General features: G+C 45.0%; 28 protein-coding genes. 14 read left to right on the top strand and 14 right to left on the bottom strand.

The features are described from left to right. Positions 1-10: 10 nt before the first annotated feature. Positions 11-172: a hypothetical protein gene (locus F6J90_RS38365; RefSeq protein WP_293106629.1), complete on the bottom strand. Its 162-nt coding sequence runs from the start codon at positions 170-172 to the stop codon at positions 11-13. Positions 173-438: 266 nt separating this feature from the next. On the opposite strand from F6J90_RS38365, the gene F6J90_RS38360 reads away from it, so the two are divergent. The 6 genes from F6J90_RS38360 (at position 439) to F6J90_RS38335 (ending at position 5,157) form a co-directional block, all read left to right on the top strand. Then, positions 439-810: a hypothetical protein gene (locus F6J90_RS38360; RefSeq protein WP_293106626.1), complete on the top strand. Its 372-nt coding sequence runs from the start codon at positions 439-441 to the stop codon at positions 808-810. Next, positions 807-1,103, top strand: a complete 297-nt coding sequence (locus F6J90_RS38355) for a helix-turn-helix domain-containing protein (protein ID WP_293106623.1) — start codon at positions 807-809, stop codon at positions 1,101-1,103. Before F6J90_RS38360 ends, F6J90_RS38355 begins: the two co-directional genes overlap by 4 nt. A gap of 468 nt (positions 1,104-1,571) precedes the next feature. Then, on the top strand, positions 1,572-1,847 hold the full coding sequence (locus F6J90_RS38350; RefSeq protein ID WP_293106621.1) for a microviridin/marinostatin family tricyclic proteinase inhibitor: 276 nt from the start codon (positions 1,572-1,574) through the stop codon (positions 1,845-1,847). 211 nt (positions 1,848-2,058) lie between these two features. Further along, positions 2,059-2,424, top strand: coding sequence for a microviridin/marinostatin family tricyclic proteinase inhibitor (locus F6J90_RS38345; protein ID WP_293106618.1), 366 nt, complete (start codon positions 2,059-2,061; stop codon positions 2,422-2,424). Between the two features lie 284 nt (positions 2,425-2,708). Beyond that, complete coding sequence (locus F6J90_RS38340) at positions 2,709-3,932, top strand: transposase (protein ID WP_293106615.1); 1,224 nt, start codon at positions 2,709-2,711, stop codon at positions 3,930-3,932. A gap of 235 nt (positions 3,933-4,167) precedes the next feature. Next, the gene (locus F6J90_RS38335; RefSeq protein ID WP_293106612.1) at positions 4,168-5,157 is read left to right on the top strand and encodes an MvdC family ATP-grasp ribosomal peptide maturase; all 990 of its coding nucleotides are present in this window, start codon (positions 4,168-4,170) and stop codon (positions 5,155-5,157) included. A gap of 37 nt (positions 5,158-5,194) precedes the next feature. On the opposite strand, the gene F6J90_RS38330 is transcribed toward F6J90_RS38335, so the two are convergent. Next, entirely contained in the window at positions 5,195-5,377 is a 183-nt protein-coding gene (locus F6J90_RS38330) for a hypothetical protein (protein ID WP_293106609.1), read from the bottom strand. Between the two features lie 245 nt (positions 5,378-5,622). On the opposite strand from F6J90_RS38330, the gene F6J90_RS38325 reads away from it, so the two are divergent. Continuing rightward, positions 5,623-5,754, top strand: coding sequence for a hypothetical protein (locus tag F6J90_RS38325; protein ID WP_293106606.1), 132 nt, complete (start codon positions 5,623-5,625; stop codon positions 5,752-5,754). A 2-nt stretch (positions 5,755-5,756) separates the two neighbouring features. Next, entirely contained in the window at positions 5,757-6,758 is a 1,002-nt protein-coding gene (locus F6J90_RS38320) for an MvdD family ATP-grasp ribosomal peptide maturase (protein ID WP_293106603.1), read from the top strand. A gap of 2 nt (positions 6,759-6,760) precedes the next feature. On the opposite strand, the gene F6J90_RS38315 is transcribed toward F6J90_RS38320, so the two are convergent. Further along, the gene (locus F6J90_RS38315; protein WP_293106600.1) at positions 6,761-6,886 is read right to left on the bottom strand and encodes a hypothetical protein; all 126 of its coding nucleotides are present in this window, start codon (positions 6,884-6,886) and stop codon (positions 6,761-6,763) included. A gap of 70 nt (positions 6,887-6,956) precedes the next feature. Next, entirely contained in the window at positions 6,957-7,859 is a 903-nt protein-coding gene (locus F6J90_RS38310; protein WP_293106598.1) for an Rpn family recombination-promoting nuclease/putative transposase, read from the bottom strand. A 205-nt stretch (positions 7,860-8,064) separates the two neighbouring features. Here F6J90_RS38310 and F6J90_RS38305 point away from each other — a divergent pair, with 205 nt between their 5' ends. Both F6J90_RS38305 and F6J90_RS38300 read left to right on the top strand, forming a co-directional pair. Continuing rightward, positions 8,065-8,367 (top strand): hypothetical protein, encoded by a 303-nt coding sequence (locus F6J90_RS38305; RefSeq protein ID WP_293106595.1) that lies wholly within the window; start codon positions 8,065-8,067, stop codon positions 8,365-8,367. 171 nt (positions 8,368-8,538) lie between these two features. Continuing rightward, positions 8,539-8,718 (top strand): hypothetical protein, encoded by a 180-nt coding sequence (locus F6J90_RS38300; protein ID WP_293106592.1) that lies wholly within the window; start codon positions 8,539-8,541, stop codon positions 8,716-8,718. On the opposite strand, the gene F6J90_RS38295 is transcribed toward F6J90_RS38300, so the two are convergent. From F6J90_RS38295 to F6J90_RS38260, 8 genes are all read right to left on the bottom strand, one after another. Next, positions 8,704-9,294 (bottom strand): hypothetical protein, encoded by a 591-nt coding sequence (locus tag F6J90_RS38295; protein ID WP_293106590.1) that lies wholly within the window; start codon positions 9,292-9,294, stop codon positions 8,704-8,706. The two genes, F6J90_RS38300 and F6J90_RS38295, sit on opposite strands and share 15 nt — an antisense overlap. A gap of 257 nt (positions 9,295-9,551) precedes the next feature. Continuing rightward, the gene (locus F6J90_RS38290; protein WP_293106588.1) at positions 9,552-11,258 is read right to left on the bottom strand and encodes an iron uptake porin; all 1,707 of its coding nucleotides are present in this window, start codon (positions 11,256-11,258) and stop codon (positions 9,552-9,554) included. A 354-nt stretch (positions 11,259-11,612) separates the two neighbouring features. Then, positions 11,613-13,325: an iron uptake porin gene (locus F6J90_RS38285; protein ID WP_293106585.1), complete on the bottom strand. Its 1,713-nt coding sequence runs from the start codon at positions 13,323-13,325 to the stop codon at positions 11,613-11,615. Positions 13,326-13,668: 343 nt separating this feature from the next. Continuing rightward, positions 13,669-15,363, bottom strand: a complete 1,695-nt coding sequence (locus F6J90_RS38280; protein ID WP_293106582.1) for an iron uptake porin — start codon at positions 15,361-15,363, stop codon at positions 13,669-13,671. Positions 15,364-15,816: 453 nt separating this feature from the next. Continuing rightward, positions 15,817-16,479 (bottom strand): phosphate signaling complex protein PhoU, encoded by a 663-nt coding sequence (gene phoU / locus F6J90_RS38275; RefSeq protein ID WP_293106579.1) that lies wholly within the window; start codon positions 16,477-16,479, stop codon positions 15,817-15,819. Between the two features lie 678 nt (positions 16,480-17,157). Beyond that, positions 17,158-18,465 (bottom strand): PAS domain-containing sensor histidine kinase, encoded by a 1,308-nt coding sequence (locus tag F6J90_RS38270; protein WP_293106576.1) that lies wholly within the window; start codon positions 18,463-18,465, stop codon positions 17,158-17,160. A 16-nt stretch (positions 18,466-18,481) separates the two neighbouring features. Next, the gene (locus F6J90_RS38265; RefSeq protein WP_293106573.1) at positions 18,482-19,717 is read right to left on the bottom strand and encodes a transposase; all 1,236 of its coding nucleotides are present in this window, start codon (positions 19,715-19,717) and stop codon (positions 18,482-18,484) included. A 374-nt stretch (positions 19,718-20,091) separates the two neighbouring features. Next, positions 20,092-20,838 carry a response regulator transcription factor gene (locus F6J90_RS38260; RefSeq protein WP_293106570.1) on the bottom strand — a complete coding sequence of 249 codons (747 nt, stop codon included), beginning with the start codon at positions 20,836-20,838 and terminating at the stop codon, positions 20,092-20,094. Between the two features lie 312 nt (positions 20,839-21,150). Between F6J90_RS38260 and F6J90_RS38255 the strand changes: the two genes are divergently transcribed. After that, positions 21,151-21,315, top strand: a complete 165-nt coding sequence (locus tag F6J90_RS38255; protein ID WP_293023910.1) for a hypothetical protein — start codon at positions 21,151-21,153, stop codon at positions 21,313-21,315. A gap of 11 nt (positions 21,316-21,326) precedes the next feature. After that, a complete protein-coding gene (locus F6J90_RS38250) occupies positions 21,327-22,073 on the top strand; it encodes a creatininase family protein (RefSeq protein ID WP_293107201.1) in 747 nt (248 codons plus the stop codon). Here F6J90_RS38250 and F6J90_RS38245 read toward each other — a convergent pair. Then, the gene (locus tag F6J90_RS38245) at positions 22,046-22,288 is read right to left on the bottom strand and encodes a hypothetical protein (protein WP_293106567.1); all 243 of its coding nucleotides are present in this window, start codon (positions 22,286-22,288) and stop codon (positions 22,046-22,048) included. The genes F6J90_RS38250 and F6J90_RS38245 overlap by 28 nt on opposite strands. A gap of 44 nt (positions 22,289-22,332) precedes the next feature. Further along, a complete protein-coding gene (radA, locus tag F6J90_RS38240; RefSeq protein ID WP_293106565.1) occupies positions 22,333-23,913 on the bottom strand; it encodes a DNA repair protein RadA in 1,581 nt (526 codons plus the stop codon). A gap of 204 nt (positions 23,914-24,117) precedes the next feature. Here radA and rpaB point away from each other — a divergent pair, with 204 nt between their 5' ends. Continuing rightward, the gene (gene rpaB / locus F6J90_RS38235) at positions 24,118-24,852 is read left to right on the top strand and encodes a response regulator transcription factor RpaB (protein ID WP_293106562.1); all 735 of its coding nucleotides are present in this window, start codon (positions 24,118-24,120) and stop codon (positions 24,850-24,852) included. Positions 24,853-24,910: 58 nt separating this feature from the next. Further along, a complete protein-coding gene (locus F6J90_RS38230; RefSeq protein WP_293106560.1) occupies positions 24,911-25,555 on the top strand; it encodes a cofactor assembly of complex C subunit B in 645 nt (214 codons plus the stop codon). Positions 25,556-25,578: the final 23 nt, after the last annotated feature.

The following is a 25,578-nucleotide window of genomic DNA, read 5'->3' as shown; positions in this document are numbered from 1 at the left end:
GGCTGACAGCTTACAAAATTACTAGCCTTATAATTTTGAATTGTTGACAAGCGATGCAGCGCGGTCTTGGGGAGGCAGCGCGGTCTTGGGGGTTCCCACGGGGCTTACAAGGTGCGGACGCAGGTTCCGCACACAGCCCCTCCCCATGAGCGACTGCCGTGGTTTCCCCCATGAGCGACTGCATCAAGACACGGATACAAGCCCCTGAATTCATTTCGGGGGTATTTTTTAATTTTGAATTGATAATTTTGAATGGTCGGAAAGCAATTGACGTTCCTCCCAAATTAGTTTTTTAAGTTTTTTAACATTTTTGCACTATTTCAGTGTTTTGTGTTATTCTGAAAATAAGGAGATAAGGAGATAGGAAGAAGCCAGCGCAAAGTTTCCATGGCAAACGCTGGCTTCTGGCTCCTCCATTAACACAAGGAGATACATCCTATGCTAAAACCATTTCACCCTGATGGTGAGGGTCACCCCTACCAACAAACGGTGGCACAGGCTTCTGTGGAACAGGCTTCTGTGGAACAGGCTTCTGTGGAACAGGCTTCTGTGGAACAGGCTTCTGTGGAACAGGCTTCTGTGGAACAGGCTTCTAGCCTGTGTGCCACAAACAGGCTAGAAGCCTGTTCCACACTGACTATGGACTGGGTTATAGTCATCCCTCCCTTCTATCCCTATACCCAACATCGCTGTCAGTGGCGGATTTGCCATCTAATTTGGCTAGCGCTATATTTTTGGACTTCACCAGCCATAACCGTACTAGCCTGGGAACAAGACTTAGAAACTCTAGCGGTCGAGGAGGCTTTATGAAAAAGCCCCGTCCTCTAACCGAAAAAGACCAAGCCTTAATCCAGCGCTACAGTAACTGCCAAATTGGGATGACACCACAACACTTTTATGGCAAATGGTTAGTGACTTACGAGGTCATCGCCTGTATTTGCTCCCGTTCGGAAGCTACAGTACAGCGCTGGTTTGCCAGAGGTCACAACTATCGCTCTCCCATGGCAATTGATTTATACCATCTGGCCATAATGGATTTCCTTCTGGAACATTTTGAAGAAATTCCTGAACAACTCAAGAATTTCCTGTGTCCCCCAGATTAATATCAAGTCCGGTTGAATACCCATCATAAAAGTGTGGGGAGATGGGGAGATGGGGAGATGGGGAGATGGGGAGATGGGGAGATGGGGGAGATTTGATATCCAGGTAATATCACTATTGTCAGGCTTGGGTAATGGTAATGGGTAATTGTGATTACTCTGGTACCATTACCCATTACTAAAAATAATACCAATGGTTCAAAGTAGTACTACACAGAAATTCCTAGGGATATCAGAAATAATTGTTATTTTTATGTGCCATTATTTTTTAATCATTAAGTGTAGAATAAATTTAGCTTTGTAAGCTATTAAGTAATCATTTTTTTAACTAAATTATTGAGGCAATAATTTAACCAAAGGATTAAATTGAGCAATTCTAAAAGCTTGAGAGGAGTAGGTGCTTGTTATCCCATTTGAATGGGAGTTTAACTAGCCAGTAACTTAAATCAATTACCTAGGAGTAATTTTAGGATGTCAGACATGAACAAGCCAGAAGAAAATTCCCAAGCAGTTCCCTTCTTTGCCCGCTACTTGGAGGGACAATTTCGTGAAGATTTATCTAAGGAAGAAATGGAAGCTGTCAAAGGGGGTAGTCAATTTCCTATTCCCAGTATCACCAGAAAGTCCCCATCTGATCTGGAAGATTGGTTGCCAGTAACCCAGAATAAGTTTCTAGATGATGTAGTTGTGACTATGAAGGCTCCATCGGATAATGACGAAGAAATTATATTAGGTTTCAATAAGTAAGTAAAAATTTTCGCCAATTTGGCCTTACAGCTAGGGAGGCATGGCTTTTAATAGATTTATAGGAAAATAGTTGTGTCTATTTGTTGTGTCTATTCTGTGTCTATTCATGGGTCTATTCATGGGTCTATTCATAGATAGTTACGCACATCAGTTAGTCACATCCTATATCCTATTTCCCCACATCCTATTTATCCACTAGGAGTTAAAAGCCATGTCTAATATGGACAAACCAGAAGAAAATTCCCAAGCAGTTCCCTTTTTTGCCCGCTACCTAGAAGGGCAATGGTGCGAAGAGCTATCTGAAGAGGAAATGGATGATGTTAGAGGGGGTCGCGGATTTCCGGTCACAGAGAAGTACCCCTCAGATCACGAAGAAGGTGGCGGATGCTTTACCGACAAGTACCCCTCAGATCAGGAAGATGGTGGCGGTGGTCCAATCTTTACTAAGAAGTATCCATCTGATCACGAAGAGGCGATGACACGGAAGTACCCATCGGATCATGAAGATGGTGGCGGTGGTCCAATTGTGATGACCCTGAAGTTCCCTTCTGATGAGGAAGACACTCCCCAGAAGTAATATCGTATCGAGTTGACTATAGCGTTTACTAATCAGCGTGAGGTACATCTATAGTAATTCTCTACTCATCAGCGACATTGCTTATCCTTTTAAGGCAAAAGGCAATAGGCAAAAGGCATGCTAGCAATAGTAAAGATGGTTTTCAGGGAATCTGATTTCCCCTTTAATAAGTATGGGGTATCCCTAGTCAAAGAAGACTGTACCTCACCCAATTTAAAACTGCTATAACACAATCAACAAAGGTCAAGAATTCGATGCAGCAGGTAATTACAGCAAAGCTGAAGTTGAACTGCACACCGGAGCAAAAGGAAAAGCTTCGTGCAGTTACTTTAGCCTATCGTGATGCCTTGAACTATACATCGAAATTGGCGTTTGACAAAGGCAAGCTTTCTTATGCGGCTAAGTTACAAAAGCAGGTTTACTACGACATTCGAGAACGCTTTAGGTTACCAGCCCAAATGGCATGTAATGTACCTCGACAGGTAGCTGCAATCTATAAAAATCTCTGGATGAAAGTAGAGCGTAATGCTACTCACTTACAATCCGGGATTACCAACAAGCGGTACCAAGGGTTAGATACCCCGCCTAAATTCATAGCTCGGACCTGTACGTTTAGTTACAAGCGTGACTACTCCTTTGTTAAAGGTAAAGCTAGCCTAGTTACCTTAGAAGGTCGCATAAAAGTTGACTACTCCGGATATCAAAAACACTTAGACTTGATTCATTCAGGTGTTGCTAAAATAGGTACAGCAATAATTTGCTATGCTGAAACAACCAAGACTTACTATTTACTAGTAAGCTTAGAGTTAGATGTACCCGATATTAAACCTGAAGCGATCAAACGTGTTGTTGGTGTGGATGTAGGTCAGCGCTATCTAGCAGTAACGTTTGATACGAATAACACACCGGTTTTTTTTTCTGGCAAGTCAGTAATTCATAGAGCTAATCGTTACTATAAAACGAAACAAACTCTACAGCGAAAAGGCACTCGTTCGGCTAGCAGACGGTTGAAAGTCTTGTCAAAACGAGAGAGACGGTTTAACGCTGATATTAATCACTGTATTGCCAAACGTGTAGTGATTCCTGGCTCATTGATTGGCCTAGAAAATATCACCCATAATCGTGATAGAATTAAGCCAATAAAACTAGGGCATGAACCATCTAAAAAAAACTGTAAAGCCCAGATAAATAAAAAGATTTGGGAGTTTACTAAGTTACATTACTTCATTGACTATAAAGCCGTTTTAGGTGGCGCTTTAGCGATTAGAGTTGATGCTGATTTTACCTCCCAGTCATGTCCCCGTTGTGGTCACACCAGTAAAGCCAATCGACCCAATAATGGATTAGATTTTGATTGCATCGCTTGTGGATACAAACTACATGCTGATTTAGTCGGAGCCAAGAATATCGCACTGAGAACGCTCCTCTTGAGGCAAGACTTTGAGAGGACGGGGCGACTTTCAACCGTCCCTGATGTGTCCCAGGATGAAACCAAAACTCTAGACTGAGGGGATTGCCAAAGGCTATGCCTATCTCGGTAGTTAGAGTGGAGGTGGACTGTAGACACAATCCCCTTCCCAAGACGAGGTGTACTCGATTAGGAAGGGGTAGTTGAAATAATTGCCCATACTATTTCCCAGGGGCGTAAACTGAGCTTTTGAAACCCGCGATCAGCCCTCAGCGATTAGCTTTGGGCTGAGTGTTATTGACTTAACCGTTATTTATTCCTTATCATTAGAGTATATGAACCGATCCCGTGATATAATCATATTAATCACCCACAGTGGCGATTACTTCACTATTGATAGAGTGGCGGAAGCCCTATCAAAACGAGGGGCTAAACCCTTTCGCTTCGATACCGATCAATTTCCCAGTAAGGTGCAACTAGCAGCCGGGATCAGTAGCGAGGGGCTTAGTTACCAGTTAGACTATAGTGGACAGTCGATTACAACCGAAGACGTGCAGGGGGTATGGATGCGCCGACTCTGGCATCCACAAGTCAGCCCAGACTTAGCTCCCCAATTCCAAGACGCTTGCGTTAGGGAATCATTAGCAACGATTGATGGTTTCCTAGATAATCTCAACCATGCTCGTTGGGTAGATAGGTTAGAACGAATCCGAGAGGCAGAAAACAAACCACGTCAACTCAGGATTGCTAATGAAGTTGGTCTGCTCGTCCCCCGCACTCTGGTCACGAATAATCCAGATCGGATGCGGGGTTTCTTCGCGGAGGTTGGAGGAAAGATGGTGGCTAAGTTGCTTACTCCTCTTTCCTACAGTATGGAAGCTTCTTCTTTTTTCCTATATACCAGCGTTGTGAAAGAGGAAGACCTCCAAGAGGCAGAAATGTTGCGCTATAGTCCCATGGTCTTCCAAGAGGAGATTCCTAAACACCGGGAGTTGCGAATAACATTCGTGGCGGGAAATCTATTTGTAGGGGCTCTCGATGCTTCTCGGTATTCTGCAACAACGATGGATTGGCGGTCTGCTAAACCAGAAGACTGTGCTTGGGAACCTGATCAATTGCCCAGTGAGGTTGCCCATTGCCTGAATGCTTTGATGGCAAGGTTGGGACTAACCTATGGCGCTATTGATATGATTGTCACCCCAGATGGGGAGTATGTCTTCCTAGAAGTTAACCCCACTGGCGAATGGGGCATGCTAGAGCGAGATTTGGGTTACCCCATTTCTGATGCGATCGCAGATGCCTTATTGTCTGACGTTGTCAATTAAGGCAAGAGGCAAGAGGCAAGAGGCAAGAGGCAAGAGGCTAAAGGCAAGAGGCTAAAGGCAAGAGGCAAGAGGCAAGAGGCAAGAGGCTAAAGGCAAGAGGCAAGAGGCAAGAGGCAAGAGGCAAGAGGAACCCACCCCTAACCCCTCCCAGGAGGGGGAGGCAAGAGGCAAGAGGCAAGAGGCTAAAGGCAAAAGGCAAGAGGCAAGAGGCAAGAGGCAACAATAAAGATGTTTTTAAGGAAATAATATCCCCCTTTATTAAGGATATATAGTCAAAAAATACTGTACCTCATAAGTGCTATCAACGCTATAAAATCTAAGAAAAAAATACTATAAAGTTTGTTTTGTTTATGTTTGCTATTACCTGTTTTAATCTAGTAAAAATTAGATATTGAATTGTGCAATATCTAATTGTTTTTGTTTTAATGTAGGGGATTAATTGGGAATAATTAAATATGGAAAAATTTGATTTTTCCTTTTGGAGGAATACTTAATAATTTTATTTACCCTACTCCCTACTCCCTACTCCCGACTCCCTACTCCCTATTCCCTACTCCCTATTCCCTACTCCCTATTCCCTATTCCCTTTATTATTAACAATGACAGTTTTAATTATTACCCATAGCCAAGACAACGAAAGCATTCCCCTAGTGCTAAAAGCCATTCAAGAAAAAGGGGAGAAAGCCTTTCGATTTGATACTGACCGATTTCCCACGGAAGTCCAACTAGATATTTACTACGGTAAGAATACAGATGGTAAGAATACAGAAAGACTAATCCTGAAGTCTGAGGAAGAAAAGCTAGATTTGCAGGATGTCTCAGCAGTTTGGTATCGGCGCATTGCCATGGGGGCAAGAATTCCCAGCACCATGGATCCCCAAATGCGGCAAGCTTCTGTACAAGAATCCCGTGTAACTATCCAAGGTATGATTGCCAGTATCGATGGCTTCCACTTGGATCGGGTTCCTGTGGTTGAGCAAGCCAAGAATAAGCAATTACAGCTAAAAGTAGCAAGGGAACTCGGGATAGATACTCCCCTTAACCTGACCACTAATAATCCAGCAGCAGTGGTGGAATTTGCCAAAGAATGTGAGTCGGGTATAATAACCAAAATGCTTTCATCCTTTGCCATCTATGATCAGCAGGGAGAGGAGCAGGTAGTGTTTACCAATCCGGTCAAACCGGAGGATTTGGACAACTTGGATGGATTAAGGTTCTGTCCAATGACCTTTCAGGAACATCTCCCTAAGGCACTAGAGTTACGAACCACAGTTGTCGGTAAGCAAGTGTTTACTGCTTCGATAGACTCTCAACAGTTTCCAGGTGCTCGTTACGACTGGCGACGGCGGGGCGTTGATTCCCTAAACGCTTGGCAGCCCTATCAGCTGCCCCAGGAGCTGGAAGAAAAGTTGCTGAAGCTAATGGATTACTTTGGCTTAAACTATGGCGCGATTGATATTATTCTAACTCCCGATGGTCGCCATGTATTTCTTGAAGTCAATCCAGTGGGAGAATTCTTCTGGCTTGAGCTTTGCCCTGGCTTACCAATTTCCCAGGCTATTGCTGATGTTTTGCTTAACTTAGTCCCTCGCCGTTCTTAGTACTAATTTTTTGGCGTTGCCTCAGTCTTTGAATGAATATTAGTGGGGTGGGCATCCTGCCTGCCCCAAAACTGTAACAGGCAAGATGCCTGTTCCACCAAGATGCCCATTCCACAGGTGCGACCCAAGGGCGATTTACTCGCCCATTGGAAAGCGCACCTACTCTTCAAATCATTCTATTATTAAGCAACGCTACTTTTACTTTGAGTGCTCTTGCAGCCAGTGGAGTAAGTCATTACTGGTCTTAAAATCCCAGATGGCTTCTGATAAACCTTCTAGGTCTTGGTGGCTCAAGGCTTCGATTAATGTTATCGCATTACTTGTGAGTTTACCAAAACGCCTCTCAAGCAGTCGCAATAGTAAATTTCTTTCCCCTTCTTCTCGTCCTTCTCTTTTCGCTAAACTCAATGCACCTCGCGCGTCCTCCAAGGCCATCTCCTGTTTGCAGAGTTTTTCCACTTCTGAGACACTCAACCCCGCTTGATTTGCTATAGTTAAGGCTTTTTCTAGCTGTGGGATGTCCCTGAGCTTGTCAGGAATGATTTCTAAGTTGGGCGCTTCTTTGATAAAAAATATCCACTTATCTATCACAGTTTCCAACTCTTCCAGTTGCTTAGTAAATTTCGGAAGTTCCACAAACACCAGTTTTAATTCATTTTCCTGATAAGGCAAATGGTCTTCTTCTTCTTGAAAGTAAAAACAGCTAATTACTTTCTCTGTTGAGGGGAATAACTTAAAATCCGTGATGGTTAAAGCAATGACCGGATTGAGATCGAAATATCCTTGTCCCAATTTCAGTTGATTCCCATAGGTTTTGCACAAGTTATAAACCACTCGCTTCTCGAAAGCCTCTACATTCCACAGTTGCATTTCAATGATGACAGTCGTTCCATCTTCTAATACTGCCTTAACATCCAGATAAGTGTCTTTTAAATCCACTACATCTCCAGCACTATAGGGGTCAATAATTTCTAAATCCTGGATGACGGAATTACCGGAGTAGATCATGGCATTGAGGAAAGAAATCAGAATATCCTTACTCTGATCTGAGCCAAAGATTTTCTTGAAAGCAAAGTCAGTTTTCGGGCTGATGAATCTCATGGTTTTACCGGGTTACGAGGTTGATCTAGGGAGTAGGGAGTAGGGAGCAGGGAGTAGGGAGTAGGGAGTAGGGAATAGAGGTAATAAAATTTACTTTACCTCATGAGGACTAGAGGGTGCATTTTACCCAATTTAAAACCGCTCTATCATAGTAACATAGGTAAAAGAGTTTACATTATGGTTTTAACTCGAGGATAATCTGATCATGAAAAAGCAATTATTTTATCTAATTAAAATAACATCTACTATTTTAATTACTTGCGCTTTAGGTCTAGAATTTTGGTATATTTATTTACAGTTAAACGATGGCTTTATACCAAGTAACCTCTATTATGCCTTGTGGCTAGGAAGTTTCGCTCTAATCTCCCATTTCATTGAAGGTGTAATCGCTGCTTTTAAAGCTAACAGTTGTGATAAAAATCCTATAACCTATGGCATTTATACTTTTTTTGTGGGGTTTGTTGGATTGTGGGAATTATTTAATCCAACTTCAGAAAGTTCTAGTTAAAAATAAACGGTTATACAGTTTGGGTGGGTGGAATGGGCATCAGGCGTGGAACGGGCATCAGGCGTGGGGTAAGCTAATATTAAATCTATAACATTGTGGATCGAGTCACTGTCATGGTAATGGCAAACCCAAAAGCTATAATTGCTTCAAATAGCTAATTGCCTAACACCTATGAGTCAGCACCTAACTCTAGAAATCAGCGATGAAGTCTGCGCCGACCTACAGCGTAAGGTTCTTACAGTAATCTTGCCCCCCACACTCCCGACTCCCGACTCCCGATTCCCTACTCCCTACTCCCTACTCCCTACTCCCTACTCCCTTCTTATTAATACTCACCTACCGTGCCCGTAATTCTGTTTCTAGTTTCCCTAAATCCTCTTTCAGGAAAACGGTAAGTTGCCCAATGAAAGCCTTGCCGCTATCATTTTGAGTTATTTCTATCCAATAGCCGTATTGTTCTCCTAACAAGAGTTGGCCTTGTTCAGCTGACCACAGTGGTAGGTTTTGTCGCCGTGATAACTCTAAGATTTCTGGAGAAGGATAGGTATATACAAACTGGGCGCTATTGTAATCTCGATAAATCTGTGGACCATAGACAGTGCGCAGGGATTCCTCCAGGCGTTCGAGGGTTACCCCATTCACTTGGTCATGGATAGCAATGCGTTCACTGCGAATCGTACTCCGGTCTTTTGGATAAGAGATGGTACCAGGAGGCAAGACCGTGGCTTGAAAAGTAAATCGTTCCCCAGCCGTATCACTTTTGCGAACTAGTAATCCATCTCCAATACCAGGCCGTAGAGTGGGGTGACCGTTAATCCATGCAGCAACTTGATCAGTCCTCTGACCAGGCAGGGCGTTAACCCGATTACCAGTTAGTGCGAATATAATGCCCAGTGATAGAAATGATCCTATTTTAATGACATTCATAGAGAGCACCTGTTAGCTGAGTTTTGGGTAAATCCTAGCATTTTTATACCCAAGCACAAAAACCCCGACCTCCAAAAGAAGTCAGGGTTCTTTTTACTAAAGAAAGATGGCTTTTAGAGCTGGTGGTGCGTTACGGGACAAGCTATCCCAACCCTGACTACCGTGAAAATGATGGCTAGCAGGTCCCTAACACACCCTACGCAATATCTGGTGATAACTAACAGCTAATAGCTGATAGCAACACCTAGAATGATTACTTAGAATCTAAAGGTGGTACGGATCGCTCCAACCCAAATCGTATCATTGTCATCATCGTGATTAGGATTGAAAATCACGTAGGCTCCTGGAGTAATCGTGATGTTCTTGCTAATCGGGAATTTGTACTGTGCCTCAATCAGGTAGGAAGTATCATCATCTTCTGCATCAGTACCATCAATTTCCGTAGCCCTAGGTGGCACACCTCCAGCAAAACTCAGCACAGCTCCCTCTTTGCCAAAATCGACGAAAGACAGGTTGGCTGACCAAGTGAAGATGTCAGCATTGTCACCTTCAGACACCGCACCATTATCATCTTCAGCGATCGCATCAACATAACCAAACCAACCGCCTAGGTGAATTTGTGAGCTCAGGCGAAGACTAGCTTGTGCTCCAAAGCGATTAGCAGAAGTAGCCGTCTCCCCAAAGGGTTGCTTGGCCAAGTCACTACCAGTGCTACCGGAAAGGTTGACATCCTCTCCTGGCTGGTAGCTACGGACGTAGGTCAAAGATATCTCCAAGTTATCAATCGGGGAAATACCCAGTTGAGCGCCAGCGCTATAGGCACCATTGAACAATCCATCTCCCTCAGCAGGACTAGGCGCATCGCCATCATCAGCTAGATAAAGTAGTGATAGATTCAAGGCATCACTAAATTCATAGGTGAAACCGCCACCAGCTCCCTCTGGTCCGCGATGAGTTACGGGGTTGCGGCGATTAAACCGGGATAAGGCACCAATGCCACTGCTTTCTAGGAAGGGGTTCGTCGGGTCAAAAAGGTCATCCAAGGCAAGGCCAGATGTTCCCACATAAGCCGTGAATTTTGTACCAATGGGGAAACGGTAGAAAACGTCAGGAATTTCAACATCGTTGCCACTATCCGCATCATGACCCAAGCGAGCCATGTCGGTACCGGTCACATCACTGAGTTGAGTAAAGTTTCCTGCCTCCAAACGAACTCTCAACCGGTCTTTCCCGGTGAAGCTGGTATGGAAGTTCAGACGTACCCGGTTGCTTAAGGTAATGTTTTCATCAATGTCATCTCCACTACCATCAGCTTGTTCTTCCCCAAAGGCACCAGCGAAGGTAAACAGAACCTCCCCTTGGAGTTTGGTGGTGGTAGAGAACTGATGGTCTTCTAGGAAAGCCACCCGACCTTCTAGGTTATCCACCCGTGCCCCTAGGGTAGCCAGTTCCGCTTCAAACTCTTGAATCAGCCGTTGCAGGGTTTCCAGGTCTTCCCGGGTAATAAAGTCAGCGGTGCTAGCCGCAATTAACCGCTCAATTTGGTTCAAGCAAGCATTCAAACCAGCTGCAAACTCATAACGAGTAGTTGCCCGGTTTCCACGGAATGTGCGGTTAGGATAACCAGCGATACAGCCATAGCGTTCTACCAGAGAGCGCAGAGCTTCATAAGCCCAGTCACCAGGAGATACATCCCGCAGTTGGGAAACACTGGTGACCTGGTCTATCGAATCTACATCAGTACTGTTGCTGTTGTAGAGATTGATTTGTTTCAAAATTTCCGAGTTAGACTCACCCTTAGACTCACCGGTCGCCTGGGCAACCGATAGCTCTTGTGGAGCCGGAAGGGTTTCAGTAGAAGATGCCTCAAGCTTGGGAGCACCATAGGCGTTGTTAGCCACCAGTAATGAAGCCCCTAGCAAAGCGGGACTATATTTGATCGTATTCCAAAAACTTGTTGACATGATTTCTCAATCAACCTCAACCCTAATAGATAATACTTTTGGACTAAAATTAGTCCGCAACCCTTGATCATAACCACTACAATTAGTTATGTCTAGGATAACTCTGGATTAGTATATCATTGTTTGTGATCTTGCGAGAAAGATACTCATACTCGATTGTCGTCACTTATGATACCAATCTTCTTCAGCAACAGAGCAATGAATGTCTATAGGAAGTGCGATTATACCGGTTGAGGTTGAAAGGCAGGTAAGGCTTTCTCCTAAACTAATCAGCTATCTGCTGATAACTGACAGCAGATAGCTGATAGCAAACCCTAGAATTTTTAACTAGAATTTTTAACTAGAATTAAAACCCTAGAATCTAAAGGTGGTACGGATCGCTCCAACCCAAATCGTATCATTGTCATCATCGTGATTAGGATTGAAAATCACGTAGGCTCCTGGAGTAATCATGATGTTCTTGGTAATAGGGAATTTGTACTGTGCCTCAATCAGGTAGGAAGTATCATCATCTTCTTGTTCGGTACCATCAATTTCGGTAGCCCTAGGTGGCACACCCCCGGCAATACTGAACACAGCTCCCTCTTTGCCTAAATCGACGAAAGACAGGTTGGCTGCCCAAGTGAAAATGTCAGCATTGTCACCTTCAGACACCGTACCATTATCATCTTCTGCGATCGCATCAAGATAACCAAACCAACCGCCGATGTGAATTTGTTCGGTCAGGCGAAAACTGGCTTGTGCTCCAAAGCGATTGGCAGAGGTAGCGGTGTCGCCGAAGGGGCGCTTAGCCAGGGAACTACCAGTGCTACCGGAAAGGTTGACTTCGTTGTCATCGTCTGGTTCGCCTCCTGGCTGGTAGCTACGGACGTAGGTCAAAGATATCTCCAAGTTATCAATGGGTGAAATACCCAGTTGAGCACCAGCACTATAGGCACCATTGAACAATCCATCTTTCTGAGCAGGACTAGGAGCATCATCCCCATCAGCTAGATAAAGTAGTGATAGATTCAAGGAATCACTAAATTTATACCTGAAACCGCCACCAGCTCCCTCTGGTCCCCGATAGACTAGGGGGTTACGACGGTTAAACCGAGATAACGCACCAGTGCCACTGCTTTCCAGCCAGGGGTTGGTCGGGTCGAAAATGTCATCTATGTCAAGGTCAGCGGTGCCCACATAAGCCGTCAATTTTGTACCAATGGGGAAACGGTAGTACAACTTAGTAATTTCAACATCGTTGCCACCATCGGCATCATGACCCAAGCGAGCCATATCGGTACCAGTCACATCACTGAGACTAGTAAAGTTTCCTGCCTGCAAACGAGTTCTCAACCGGTCTTTACCAGTGAAGCTGGTATCGAAAATCAGACGTACGCGATCGCTTAAGGTAATGTTTTGATCAATGTCATCCCCACTACCATCAGCTTGTTCTTCCCCAAAGGCACCAGCGAAGGTAAACAGAACCTCCCCTTTGAGTTTGGTGGTGGTGGAGAACTGATGGTCTTCTAGGAAAGCCACCCGACCTTCTAGGTTATCCACCCGTGCCCCTAGGGTTGCCAATTCTGCTTCAAACTCTTGAATCAGCCGTTGCAGGGTTTCCAAGTCTTCCCGGGTAATAAAGTCAGCGGTGCTAGCCGCAATCAACCGCTCAATCTGGTTCAAGCAAGCATTCAAACCAGCCGCAAATTCATAACGGGTAGTTGCCCGGTTTCCACGGAATGTGCGGTTAGGATAACCAGCAATACAACCATACCGTTCTACCAGAGAGCGCAAAGCTTCATAAGCCCAGTCTCCTGGAGATACGTCCCGCAGTTGGGAAACACTGGTGACCTGGTCTATCGAATCTACATCCCTGCCCTCGTTGTTGTAGATATTGATTTGTTTTAAAATTTCCGAGTTAGACTCACTGGTAGCCTGGGCAACAGTTAGCTCTTGTTGACCCACTTGAGTTTCAGTAGAAGATTCCTCAAGGCTAGGAGCACCATAGGCGCTGTTAGCCACCAGCAGTGAAGCCCCTAGCAAAGCGGGACTATATTTGATCGTATTCCAAAAACTTGTTGACATGATTTCTCAATCAACCTCACACCTAGTAGACGACACTCTTGGACTCAACTGAGTCCGCAACTTTTTCCTATAACCACTAAAATTAGTTAGGTCTAGGACAACTCTGGATTAGCATATCATTTTTTGTGTGATTATTCGAGAAAGATACTCATACTCGATTTTAGTCACTTACGATACCAGTCTCGATAACCAACAGAGCAATGGTTGTCTGTGCGAAGTCCGATTATAGGGGGTGAGGTTGAAGGGGAGGTAAGGCTTTCTCCTAAACTAATCAGCTATCTGCTGATCACTGACAGCAGATAGCTTACTAGCAACACCTAGAATTTTTACTTAGAATGTTTACCTAGAATTTAAAGGTGGTACGGATGGCTCCAACCCAAATCGTATCATTGTCATCATCGTGATTAGGATTGAAAATCACGTAGGCTCCTGGAGTAATCAGAATGTTCTTGGTAATCGGGAATTTGTACTGTGCCTCAATCAGGTAGGAAGTATCATCATCTTCGTTACCCCCATCAATTTCGGTAGCCTTAGGTGGCATACCCCCGGCAATACTGAACACAGCTCCCTCTTTGCCAACATCGACGAAAGACAGGTTGGCTGCCCAAGTGAAAATGTCAGCATTGTCACCTTCAGACACCGTACCATTATCATCTTCTGCGATCGCATCAATATAACCAAACCAACCGCCGAGATGAATTTGTGAGCTAAGGCGAAGACTCGCTTGTGCTCCAAAGCGATTAGCCGAGGTAGGCACGCCGTTGCCGAAAGGGCGCTTAGCTAAGGGACTACCAGTGCTACCGGAAAGATTGATATCCCCTTCTCGCTGGTAGCTACGGACGTAGATCAAAGATAAATCCAAGTTATCAATGGGGGAAATAGCCAGTTCAGCACCAGCACTATAGGAACCATTGAACAATCCTAAGCCCTCACCGGGATTAGGCGCATCACCATCATCAGCCAAATAAAGTAGTGATAGTTTCAAGGCATCACTAAATTTATAGCTGAAACCGGCACCAGCTCCCTCTGCTCCGCGAAGGGTTAGGGGGTTACGGCGGACAAACCGAGATAAGCCACCACTGCCACTGCTTGCCAGGAAGGGGTTGGTCGGGTTGAAAATGTTATTCAAGTCAAGGCCAGAGGTTCCCACATAACCCCTGAATTTCTTACCAATGGGGAAACGGTAGTACAAGTCATTAATCTCAACATCGTTGCCACCACCAGCATCATGACCCAAGCGAGCCATGTCAGTACCAGTCACACCAGCGAGACTAGTAAAGTTTCCTGCCTGCAAACGAGTTCTCAAGCGGTCTTTACCGGTGAAGCTGGTATCGAAATTCAGACGTACCCGGTTGCTGAAGGTAATGTTTTCATCAATGCCATCCCCACTACCATCAGCTTGTTCTTCCCCAAAGGCACCAGCGAAGGTAAACAGAACTTCCCCTTTGAGTTTGGTGGTGGTGGAAAACTGATGGTCTTCTAGGAAAGCCACCCGACCTTCTAAGTTATCCACCCGTGCCCCTAGGGTTGCCAGTTCTGCTTCAAACTCTTGAATCAGCCGTTGCAGGGTTTCCAAGTCTTCTCGGGTAATAAAATCAGCAGTGCTAGCCGCAATTAACCGCTCAATTTGGTTCAAGCAAGCATTCAAACCAGCCGCAAATTCATAACGGGTAGTTGCCCGGTTTCCACGGAATGTGCGGTTAGGATAACCAGCGATACAACCATACCGTTCTACCAGAGAGCGCAAAGCTTCATAAGCCCAGTCACCAGGAGATACGTCCCGCAGTTGGGAAACACTGGTGACCTGGTCTATCGCATCGACATCCTTGCCCTCGTTGTTGTAGATATTGATTTGTTTTAAAATTTGCGAGTTAGACTCACTGGTAGCCTGGGCAACCGTTAGCTCTTGTGAAGCCACTTGAGTTTCAGTAGAAGATTCCTCAAGGCTGGGAGCACCATAGGCGCTGTTAGCCACCAGCAGTGAAGCCCCTAGGAAAGCGGGACTATATTTGATCGTATTCCAAAAACTTGTTGACATGATTTATCAATCAACCTCACACCTAATAGACAACACTCTTGGACTCAATGCAGTCCGCAACTTTTTCCTACAACCACTAAAATTCGTTATTTATAGGACAACTCTGGATTAGCATATCATTATTTTGTGTGATCAGGGGAGCTAGCTTTTCGAGAAAAATATTCGATTGTAATGAATTACGATACCAAACTTCTTAAGCAACAGAGCAATGGGTGTCTGTGCGAAGTGCGATTATACCGGTTGAGGTTGAAGGGGAGGTAAGGCTTTGGTAATACTTAGGTTAAGAAGGATGCTTTTCTGTTTAGGGCTAGCATATTATTTGGCTAGGATATGATATAGCAATCCTAATTGCAACGTCAACAAGCAAGGGGTTCAGATTCTTACCCATCTTTGCCCTCTTGGCTGGTTCTGGTATTAAACAACTCAGATCGGATTGCTATGTAAGTCGTGAACCTAACGGCTTTGAATAACTCCTGAACGTTGACCAGTGACAATATAAGAGACTCGTTGACCAATATTGGTAGCATGGTCAGCCATTCGTTCTAAATGGCGAATCACTAGTCCTAGTAAAAGAATTGGTTCAACAACACCCTTGATATCCCGCTGACTGGCCAAGGTTTGATACACTTGGTCATAGGCATCGTCTACGGTGTCGTCCAGCTTTTTGACCGTTTGCCCAGCAATGGCATCTAAATCCGCTAGGGCTTTTAAACTTGTGGCCAGCATAGCTTGGGCATGATGAGACATAAGTTCCACCTCTGGCATACAGGCATGGGGTGGATAAGGAAATAGCTTTATTGATAGTTCTCCGAGGTCTTCAGCATAATCACCAATGCGCTCTAAGTCTCGTACTAGTTGCATAAAGGCACTCAGAAGCCGTAAATCTTGGGCAACGGGAGATTGCAGAGCCATTAAGGTGACACATTCCATCTCAATTTGGTGATAGTAGCCATCAATGCGCTTATCAAGAGAGGCAAGATGTTGGGCAGTCTCGAGATTGCGCTCAAAGAGGGCTTGATGGCTCAGTCGAAAAGATTGCTCTACCAGAGCCCCCATACGCAAAACATCTTGTGCCAAACGCTTCAGGGAGCGCTGGAAGTGAGAACGCTCAGACATGTTGCTCATAGAACTAGTATGAGAAGATGATAAACTCACTATAAAATCAGATTGGTAAGGGAAGACTGGAAGCCCCTGTGCTTTAAAACATTTATGCATGGGGAGAAAAGCTTTCCCTTAACATAAATAACTGCCCAACAGCACATCAAAATTAGATGCGATCGCCCTTAGCCATCTTTCCGGTAAACAAATTGGCAGACAGTATTTAGATGAAGGGTTTAGGGTTTAGGGGTTACAGGTTACAGGTTAGCCAGTTACAGGTTAGCTGGTTACAGGTTACGCGGTTACAGGTTACAGGTTACAGGTTACAGGTTACAGGTTACAGGTTACAGGTTACAGGTTATTAAAGCTACGCAATCGCGTTCAACCTACCCTACGGGAACGCTAAAGGCGAACAACCAAACCACCTTGGCCTTTCGGCCACGCGTGCGCGTTTAACCTACCCTACGGGAACGCCAAAGGCGAACAACCAAACCACCTTGGCCTTTCGGCCACGCGTGCGCGTTCAACCTTCAACCTTCAACTTTCAACTTTCAACCTTAAACCTACCCTACGGGAAGGCCAAAGGCGAACAACCAAACCACCTTACAGCACATTGGCGAAAAGGGTTCATGACAGGCAGCTGATGATTGGGCGAGCAGGATAAGAAAGTATAACACTAAGTAATAGCAAATTGAATCAACCTTTGGTGGTATCTGGAAGTGCAATTTCTATACAGGCACCACCTGTTTCCCAGTGATTGGTGGCTAGGATAGAGCCACCGTGAGCCTCAATAATTTGCTGCACAATGGATAGTCCTAGACCACTGCCACGACGAACAGGTAAGGGGTCTCCATTACTGTAATTACTCTGCTCTCTGGCTCTTGAGTGATCTCCCCGGTAAAGTCGCTCAAAGACACGGGGTAAATCTGACTCGGCAAAACCATCTCCTGCGTCGATCACCTTAATTTGAATCCAAGTATCGCAAACAGCCGCCTCCTGGGAAGATATAGCATTAACCTCAACTCGAATGGCAGCCTGAGGTGGGCTGTGTTTAATACTGTTGTCAAATAAATTTAGAAACACCTGAGTCAGACGAGAGGGATCAGCTTCCAGATACAATTGATTGGGTCCATTATAGGCAAGGGTTAAGTTCTTCTGTTGGGCTAGGAGTTCTAGGGTTTGCCAGACCCTAAAAATTAAACTCTTTAGTTCTATGGATTGACAGTTAAGATGTGGAGTGGGGTCTTGCTTGAGTTTACTAATTTCCAGCCAATCTTCCACAAGCTGAATCAGCCGTTTGACTTCTGCCAGCATTTTGTCCACCCAGCGGCTTTCCTGAGCCTCCAGACGGCTCTGTAAGGTTTCCGCCACTAAACTAATGGAGGTTAAAGGGGTTCTTAGTTCGTGGGCTAAATCCCCAAACCACTGGTTGCGAGACTCACACAGTTCCACCAAAGGTTGTTGATTTTCCAGAAACACACCAACTTGTTTCTGGGGTAAGGGCCAACTGGAAGCTCTTAGATAAAGCGATCGCATTTCACCCATGGCCTCCCCCTTTAAGCAACTGGGGTGAAATACCCATTCACAGATACCAGGTTCCTGCTGCTGACGGGTAGTTTGAATCAGCTGATCCAATTCGTAGGAACGCACCCACTCCAGTAATAAGCGGATTTGTCCTGATTCCCAGTGATGAATATGTAATAACTGACGTGCTTGCTGGTTGCACCAGAGTAACTGGTTTTCTTCATCCACCAGAAAATAACCTAATGGTGCTACCTGAACTACTTCCTGCCACGTTTGCAGTTCTTGCTCGATCACTTCTCGTTGATGATTGGCTATTGCGATCGCTTGCCGCAAACGAGAAACTGCCGACAACGAGTTGCTGGTAGCATCCACCTGTAGTGTTCCCAACATTTGCTGTAGCCGTCGTTTGAGTTGGTGCTGCTGCCACAGCCACAGCCCAATTCCCAAAGCCAGACCTAGTAAAAATGCTAGGAGGTTCATATTGACACTCCCCGGTCTAAAGACGCGGGGATTCTTCGCTCAACGATTCGACTTGCTGAACCTGACCGGAACCAAGAACAGTAGAGGTCAAATCTCCCGAAGCGTTGGGATCTACGTTCGCGTAGCGTGACCTACGGTCAATCCAGGTTCCGGTGTGCCCCACCGTACCCAAGGCTCTTTTTAGTATGTTGATCGCGGCGTTTTGATCCCGATCTAATCTACAACCACACTTGCAGACGTGAGTCCTAGTAGATAGTGATTTTTTGACAATTTCGCCGCATTCAGAACAATTCTGGCTTGTATAGGCAGGATTTACTGCAACCGTGACCCTGCCAAATTTAGTTCCAAAATGCTCTAACCATTTCCTAAATTGATACCAACCTGCATCATTAATAGACTTAGCCAGACAATGATTCTTGACCATATTCTTTACTCTCAAATCTTCGTAGGCGACCAAGTCGTTAGACCGTATTACGCAACGTGCCAGTCTCTTGGCATGTTCTTCACGTTGCCTACTTATTTTGAGATGTTGTCTGCCTAGTCTATTGATGGCTTTTTTGCAGTTAGATGAGCCTTTCTTTCTCCGAGAAACTCGGCGTTGATAAAATTTTAATCGCTTTTCACCTTTACGATAAAACCTGGGATTAGGTTCAGTGTTGCCCCTAGAATCGGTATAAAACTCTTTTAGTCCTACATCCAATCCCACGGTCGCGTCAGCCGGTTCCAACTGTTCTTTTACATCGACAGAGATACAAAATTGAACATAATACCCGTCAGCCCTTTTGACTATGCGAACCCGCTTAATTAAATTTTTATCAAAACGCCACAAATCCCATGTACCCTTAAGTTTTAGCTTTCCAATCCCTTTTTTATCACTGAAAGTAATCGACTTTTTGTCAGGGGACAACTTCCACCCTGACTGTTTGTATTCGACCGACCTACAATGTTTCTGGAATTTAGGGAAGCCTTTTTTGCCGGGGACTTTTTTCTTGCAGTTTTCAAAGAAGCGAGCAATTGATGACCATGCTCTTTCAGCCGCAGCCTGTCGAGCCGTTGAGTTCAGTTCATTGGCAAAAGAAAAGTTTTTAGCTAAGGTCTTACAGTACTTGTTTAAGTCGTACTTACTTAGCCTTTTGTTGTCCATCCATAGTCGTAGGCAGCTATTCCGTACAAATTTAGTAGTCCGAATAGCTTTGTCTATAGATTGATACTGTGCCTTTTTCCCGCGTGCCTTAAACTCAAGTATGATCATCAGAACTCGACCCTTTGGGTTATACAATTATGCTAACACACTTAGCACAAAAATACAAGTTTTTTCTCTATATTTTTCACGGCGACTCAAGTCGCAGCGAGCCTACATCCCGGAGACGAAACCTGATTAATAGTGGAGCCTTATTACAAAAACCTTCAAACTTTTACTCATAACCTGCCGACGCTCATTGGCTCCACTATTCTTGCGGTAAATTCTAACCCGGTTTAAAAACGCGGGGTTTTGGCTTGTAGGAGTTTCCCTAAAAAACAATATGAAGTATTAAGGACTTCGTACTTTATCATACTTTCTCCTTTATCTCTCCTTTATCTCTCCTTTATCTCTCCTTTATCTCTCCTTTATCTCTCCTTCATTATTTATCCAAAGCGATAACCAAAACCCCTTACAGTGATCAGGTATTCTGGTTTACTGGGGTCTTCCTCTAATTTTTCCCGTAACCAGCGAATATGAACATCCACTGTTTTAGTATCTCCTACAAAATCCATTCCCCATACTTGATCAATTAATTGCTCCCGAGACCAAACTCGGCGGGGATGATTGATAAATAAGTCCAAAAGTCGAAACTCTTTGGGAGATAAATTAACCTCTTCTCCCCGAACCGTCACCCGACACTCTTGGGGGTACAGCTTGATCTCTCGGAATTCCTGCACTGGTGTTGGAGTCATACCATTCAAGTGTTGGCGACGAATTAAGGCTCGGCAACGAGCAATCAACTCCCGCATACTGAACGGTTTAGTGAGGTAGTCGTCTGCACCAACTTCCAAACCTAAAACCCGATCCGTTTCACTAGCTTTGGCACTGAGAATCAGGATAGGAATGGGATTTCCTCGATAACGTAGCAACCGACACAGATCTAAACCATTAACCTGAGGTAACATTAGGTCTAATATGAGCAAATCCACAGAGTAACCAGTTTGATCGGTATCCTGAAGCATAGTCAAAGCTGTAGCGCCGTCGGAAGCAGTTAAAACCTCGTAACCTTCTTCTTCCAGGGCTAGGACGATCATTTCTCGGATTAGTTCTTCGTCTTCCACCACTAAGACTTGTTTAGCCTTGGTCAGTTCTGAACCTGAAGCACTGTGGGGTATGTCGAGAGCAAGCATAAAGTAAGAAAAGTTGGTAACTGAGGTTACACGTCAAGATATACAAGCAGTACCACGCATCTGTCAATCAGAATATTGACTTAATCATCAATTAACCTGATTTTTACCACAATCTTATCTGGCTGCGGATAGATTATGGAGCCATTTTGCCTAATTGAGAGAAAATTAACCGAAAATCCCAGGTAGTATAGCGCTACGCGCAAGTCAGCAAGGTTCTTGCGTCAGAAGTCAAAAGTAAGCTATGACTAAGTTTCGGAGTTTAGGAATGTCCTAATATTAATGGGTAGTGCTATATGATATGCAAACAAAACCTTGGCCTATTGGCCACGCAATCGCGTTCAACCTTATAACCTTCAACCTTATAACCTTGGCCTATTGGCCACGCAATCGCGTTCAACCTTCAATCTTATAACCTTCAACCTCTACACCTACTTGAAACGAGAGGTTTGGCAGATATCACAACTACTAACCCTCTAAGAGGATTAACCATGCTGTTACACTTGAGTACTTGGACAGAAATTGAAGCTTACCTAAAGGAATCACCAGGGATTATTCTGCCCATTGGTTCAACTGAACAACATGGACCAACTGGATTGATTGGCACCGACGCAATATGTGCAGAAGCGATCGCAAAAGGTGTGTCTGAGGCAACGAATGCCCTAGTTGCTCCCACCATTAATGTCGGGATGGCGCTACACCACACGGCTTTTCCCGGTAGCATCAGTTTGAAACCGAGTACTTTAATTCAGGTGATCAAAGACTACCTGACTTGCTTGACTAGAGCTGGGTTCACCAAGTTTTTCTTTATCAATGGTCATGGGGGTAATATCGCTACCCTTAAGGCAGCGTTTTCTGAAAGTTACGCCCACTTGAGCGATTTACAGATTCCCAATGGGGAAAGGGTTCAGTGTCGGGTAGCTAATTGGTTTATGTGCCGTTCTGTCTATAAATTAGCTAAGGAATTGTATGGGGATCAAGAAGGTTCCCATGCTACTCCTTCTGAGGTAGCACTTACCCAATATCTTTATCCCGAAGCGATTAAACAAGCACCCCTCTCAGAAACAGTTGCGTCTGGACACCCAATTTATGGAGCCGCAGATTTTCGTCGCCGTTATCCCGATGGTCGTATGGGGTCTAATCCAGCCTTAGCAACACCGCAACATGGTAAGCAGTTTTATGAGTTGGCAGTCAAGGAGTTGAGTGGTAGTTATTTAGAGTTTCTGGCCGCAGAGTGAATCGGGAATCGGGAATCGGGAATTGGGAATCGGGAATCGGGAATCGGGAATCGGGAATCGGGAATCGGGAATTGGGAATCGGGAACACTATAAAAGAGATAGGATATGATATACCGATAATTCCCCTTCATAAAAATCTCCCCATCTCCCCACACCTCCCACACTTCCCACACTTCCCATCTCCCCATCCTCCCCACACCTCCCACCCTCCCCACCCTCTTGGTTGTGATGGGTATTCAACCGGACTTGATCTTAGATCTTATATTTGATCCTCGATATCCTCATGGAAGTCCTGCCGTAATCCCCCAGGCAAGGCAGCGATAATGGCATCTAGTACTCTGGATACTTGAATAATTTCAATACCGAGATCAGGTAAGGTTTGACCTTTGGGTATGATGGCTCGCTTGAACCCTAACTTGGCAGCTTCTTTGAGTCGGAGTTCCATCTGAGAGACTAGTCGCACTTGCCCCCCTAAGCTGATTTCACCAATCATAACGGTGCGAGGATCGACAACGCGATCGCGAAAACTGGCTACTACGGCAATAGCCATTCCTAAATCAGCTGCGGGTTCTTCTACTCCTAGCCCCCCTGCTGTTGCTACATAAGCATCTAATTTGGATAGGGGAATCCCGACTCGCTTTTCCAAGACTGCCAGAATTTGTTGTAAGCGGTTGTAATCAACTCCAGTGGTTGAGCGGCGTGGTGCCCCATAACTGGCAGGACTTACCAGGGCTTGCAACTCTACCAGAATCGGACGAGTACCTTCACAAGCGACTACAGTAGCAGTACCAGGGCTCATTTCATCCCGGTTACCCAAAAACAGATCAGAAGGATTTAAGACTTCCTGCAAACCATTGCTGACCATTTCAAAAATACCGATTTCATGAGTAGCCCCAAAGCGGTTTTTCACAGAACGCAGTAGCCGATGGGAGGCAAAGCGATCGCCTTCAAAGTACAATACGGTATCGACTAAGTGTTCCAGTACCCTTGGTCCTGCGATCGCGCCTTCTTTGGTCACATGACCCACAATTAATAGGGTAATGTTTGACCGCTTTGCTACCTGCATCAGGGCGGAGGTACATTCCCGCACTTGAGCAACGGAACCAGGAGCAGAGGTCAAGGCCGGAAAATAAAGGGTCTGAATACTGTCAATCACTGCTACCTGAGGTTTGAGGGATTCCAACTCTCGCAGAATTTCCTCTAAATCGGTTTCTGGTAAGATATACAAATCAGCGTCTTTAGACTCAGATTTAGAGTCAGAGTCTTGAGCAGCTATGGGAGTTTTGGATGATTTTGACTTAGAAGACTTAGACTTAGAAGACTTAGCCTCCTTTTTCACCCTACCGTTATTAGATTGCTGATCAGGGGTTTCTGCTGATACCACACCCAGGCGAGATGCTCGCAGTTTTACCTGCTGTCCTGATTCCTCTGCACAAACGTATAGAATACGATGCAACTTGGCAAGTTGATTGGCAACTTGGAGCATTAAGGTTGATTTGCCAATCCCTGGATCTCCACCAATTAATACTAAAGACCCAGGCACAATGCCACCTCCGAGGACTCGGTCGAGTTCCCCATAGCCTGAGGGGAAGCGGATCTGGACAGTATCAACAATTTCTGAGAAGGTAAGGGATGATCTCGGTTGAGCTGGTCCAGTTCTAGGGTCGTGGTTATCGGAATAAGTATTGGATTGCCAACCCCCGCGACTGATTTTGACCGGGGGTGGGGGAGCTACCTCATCCAAGGAATTGTAAGTACCACAGGCAGGACATTTGCCGAACCATTGGGAGGACTCAGCACCACAGGCATTACACACATAGAGCGTTTTAGGCTTCGGCATCCTACTTTAAAAGTCTTAAAAACTCTTAAAAAAACTCAATGATTAAATTAACTTTAATGAAAGTCAAGAAAGACTTCACCAGCAAGGAAAATATAATTCTCAACCATCAAACCAACTTTGTAAAGCGTTATATCTTAGAGATAAACTACTGATAAATTAATAAATCATTAATCTTACTTCACCATTTCAGGAGTATAACGTCAATTGGAAACTCATAAAGAAAAAATTCTTGTTGTCGATGACGAGGCTAGTATCCGTCGCATATTAGAAACTCGGTTGTCCATGATTGGCTACGAGGTAGTCACAGCCGCCGATGGAGAAGAAGCCCTAAACACATTTCGTGATACAGAGCCTGACCTAGTGGTGTTAGATGTGATGATGCCAAAGCTAGACGGCTATGGTGTCTGTCAAGAATTACGCAAGGAATCAGACATTCCCATTATTATGCTAACTGCTTTAGGGGATGTCGCTGACCGGATTACAGGTCTAGAGTTAGGAGCAGATGACTATGTGGTCAAGCCCTTTTCGCCAAAAGAATTGGAAGCCCGTATTCGCTCCGTACTGCGGCGGTTTGATAAAGTCGGGTCTGCCGGTATTCCTAGTTCTGGCGTGATTCATGTCGGGAGTATCAAAATCGACACCAACAAGCGGCAGGTCTACAAAGGGGATGAGCGGATTCGGCTGACTGGGATGGAGTTCAGTCTTCTGGAGTTATTAGTTAGACGTTCCGGAGAACCATTCTCCCGTTCTGAAATTTTGCAGGAAGTGTGGGGCTATACCCCCGAACGCCATGTGGATACCCGTGTAGTAGATGTCCACATCTCCCGGCTACGAGCCAAGTTAGAGGATGACCCGAGTAATCCTGAGCTAATTCTGACCGCACGAGGTACAGGTTATTTGTTCCAACGGATCATTGAACCGGGGGATGAAAAATACTAACACCTTGATGTTGCCTTTCAGCTGCGTAAGTCCTGAACTAATAACCAACAGGTGAGTGATGGCTAAACCCGACCAAAATGATGTACTGCGGCTGCTGCCATTTGCGGTTGGAGGATTGGCAGGGAGTCTGTTGCTGATCAACCGTTTATTAACCTCCCAGCTAACCAATTCTCAAGCTCGTTCTGATGCTGTAGGGGTAATTGTTTGTGCTGTATTGATTTTGACAGGTTTACTGTGGCAGCAGGTACAGCCCAAACCTCCTGATACAGTTAAACTGATTGGCGAAGAGGGTTTGGAACTCGCTCCAGAACTGCCAGATCAGGTAAAAACTGAATTAGCCTGGGCATCCCATCTATTACTGACTAATACGGTAACGCGATCGCTTGTGGTGGTATACCAAGGCAAAGTCCTGCTCCGGCGGGGGATCTTGGGCAAAAATCCCCAAGTCGAGCCGGGAGCCATTTTCAAGCGGGTTCTCGAAACTCAAAAAGCCGTCTATCTAGTTAACCTGAAGCTCTATCCAGGGCGACTTGAATTTGACTACTTGCCTGTTAACACACAAGGTGTCATATGTCAACCGATTGGCAACCAAGGAGCGCTAATTTTGGCAGCCAATGCTCCCCGAAGTTACACTAAACAAGATGAAAATTGGATTGAGGGGATTGCTGATAAACTCGCCAATACTCTCTCTGGTAACTTATAAGATGTGGGATCCGCTTCGAATAT

The organism is Moorena sp. SIOASIH (assembly GCF_010671925.1).
Classification (GTDB): Bacteria; Cyanobacteriota; Cyanobacteriia; order Cyanobacteriales; family Coleofasciculaceae; genus Moorena.
Note: the sequence above shows the minus strand (reverse complement) of the source record. Positions and strands in the feature narration are given on the sequence as shown.

Excerpts from the sequence above, each read along its gene's own strand:
- phoU (WP_293106579.1), bottom strand. The coding sequence starts at position 16,479 with ATGTCTGAGCGTTCTCACTTCCAGCGCTCCCTGAAGCGTTTGGCACAA.
- F6J90_RS38300 (WP_293106592.1), top strand. The coding sequence starts at position 8,539 with ATGAGTCAGCACCTAACTCTAGAAATCAGCGATGAAGTCTGCGCCGAC.
- F6J90_RS38365 (WP_293106629.1), bottom strand. The coding sequence starts at position 172 with ATGGGGGAAACCACGGCAGTCGCTCATGGGGAGGGGCTGTGTGCGGAA.
- F6J90_RS38265 (WP_293106573.1), bottom strand. The coding sequence starts at position 19,717 with ATGATCATACTTGAGTTTAAGGCACGCGGGAAAAAGGCACAGTATCAA.
- F6J90_RS38305 (WP_293106595.1), top strand. The coding sequence starts at position 8,065 with ATGAAAAAGCAATTATTTTATCTAATTAAAATAACATCTACTATTTTA.
- F6J90_RS38260 (WP_293106570.1), bottom strand. The coding sequence starts at position 20,838 with ATGCTTGCTCTCGACATACCCCACAGTGCTTCAGGTTCAGAACTGACC.
- F6J90_RS38270 (WP_293106576.1), bottom strand. The coding sequence starts at position 18,465 with ATGAACCTCCTAGCATTTTTACTAGGTCTGGCTTTGGGAATTGGGCTG.
- F6J90_RS38360 (WP_293106626.1), top strand. The coding sequence starts at position 439 with ATGCTAAAACCATTTCACCCTGATGGTGAGGGTCACCCCTACCAACAA.
- radA (WP_293106565.1), bottom strand. The coding sequence starts at position 23,913 with ATGCCGAAGCCTAAAACGCTCTATGTGTGTAATGCCTGTGGTGCTGAG.
- F6J90_RS38285 (WP_293106585.1), bottom strand. The coding sequence starts at position 13,325 with ATGTCAACAAGTTTTTGGAATACGATCAAATATAGTCCCGCTTTGCTA.
- F6J90_RS38320 (WP_293106603.1), top strand. The coding sequence starts at position 5,757 with ATGACAGTTTTAATTATTACCCATAGCCAAGACAACGAAAGCATTCCC.
- F6J90_RS38345 (WP_293106618.1), top strand. The coding sequence starts at position 2,059 with ATGTCTAATATGGACAAACCAGAAGAAAATTCCCAAGCAGTTCCCTTT.
- F6J90_RS38250 (WP_293107201.1), top strand. The coding sequence starts at position 21,327 with ATGCTGTTACACTTGAGTACTTGGACAGAAATTGAAGCTTACCTAAAG.
- F6J90_RS38355 (WP_293106623.1), top strand. The coding sequence starts at position 807 with ATGAAAAAGCCCCGTCCTCTAACCGAAAAAGACCAAGCCTTAATCCAG.
- F6J90_RS38290 (WP_293106588.1), bottom strand. The coding sequence starts at position 11,258 with ATGTCAACAAGTTTTTGGAATACGATCAAATATAGTCCCGCTTTGCTA.
- F6J90_RS38280 (WP_293106582.1), bottom strand. The coding sequence starts at position 15,363 with ATGTCAACAAGTTTTTGGAATACGATCAAATATAGTCCCGCTTTCCTA.
- F6J90_RS38295 (WP_293106590.1), bottom strand. The coding sequence starts at position 9,294 with ATGAATGTCATTAAAATAGGATCATTTCTATCACTGGGCATTATATTC.
- F6J90_RS38335 (WP_293106612.1), top strand. The coding sequence starts at position 4,168 with ATGAACCGATCCCGTGATATAATCATATTAATCACCCACAGTGGCGAT.
- F6J90_RS38230 (WP_293106560.1), top strand. The coding sequence starts at position 24,911 with ATGGCTAAACCCGACCAAAATGATGTACTGCGGCTGCTGCCATTTGCG.
- F6J90_RS38310 (WP_293106598.1), bottom strand. The coding sequence starts at position 7,859 with ATGAGATTCATCAGCCCGAAAACTGACTTTGCTTTCAAGAAAATCTTT.
- F6J90_RS38350 (WP_293106621.1), top strand. The coding sequence starts at position 1,572 with ATGTCAGACATGAACAAGCCAGAAGAAAATTCCCAAGCAGTTCCCTTC.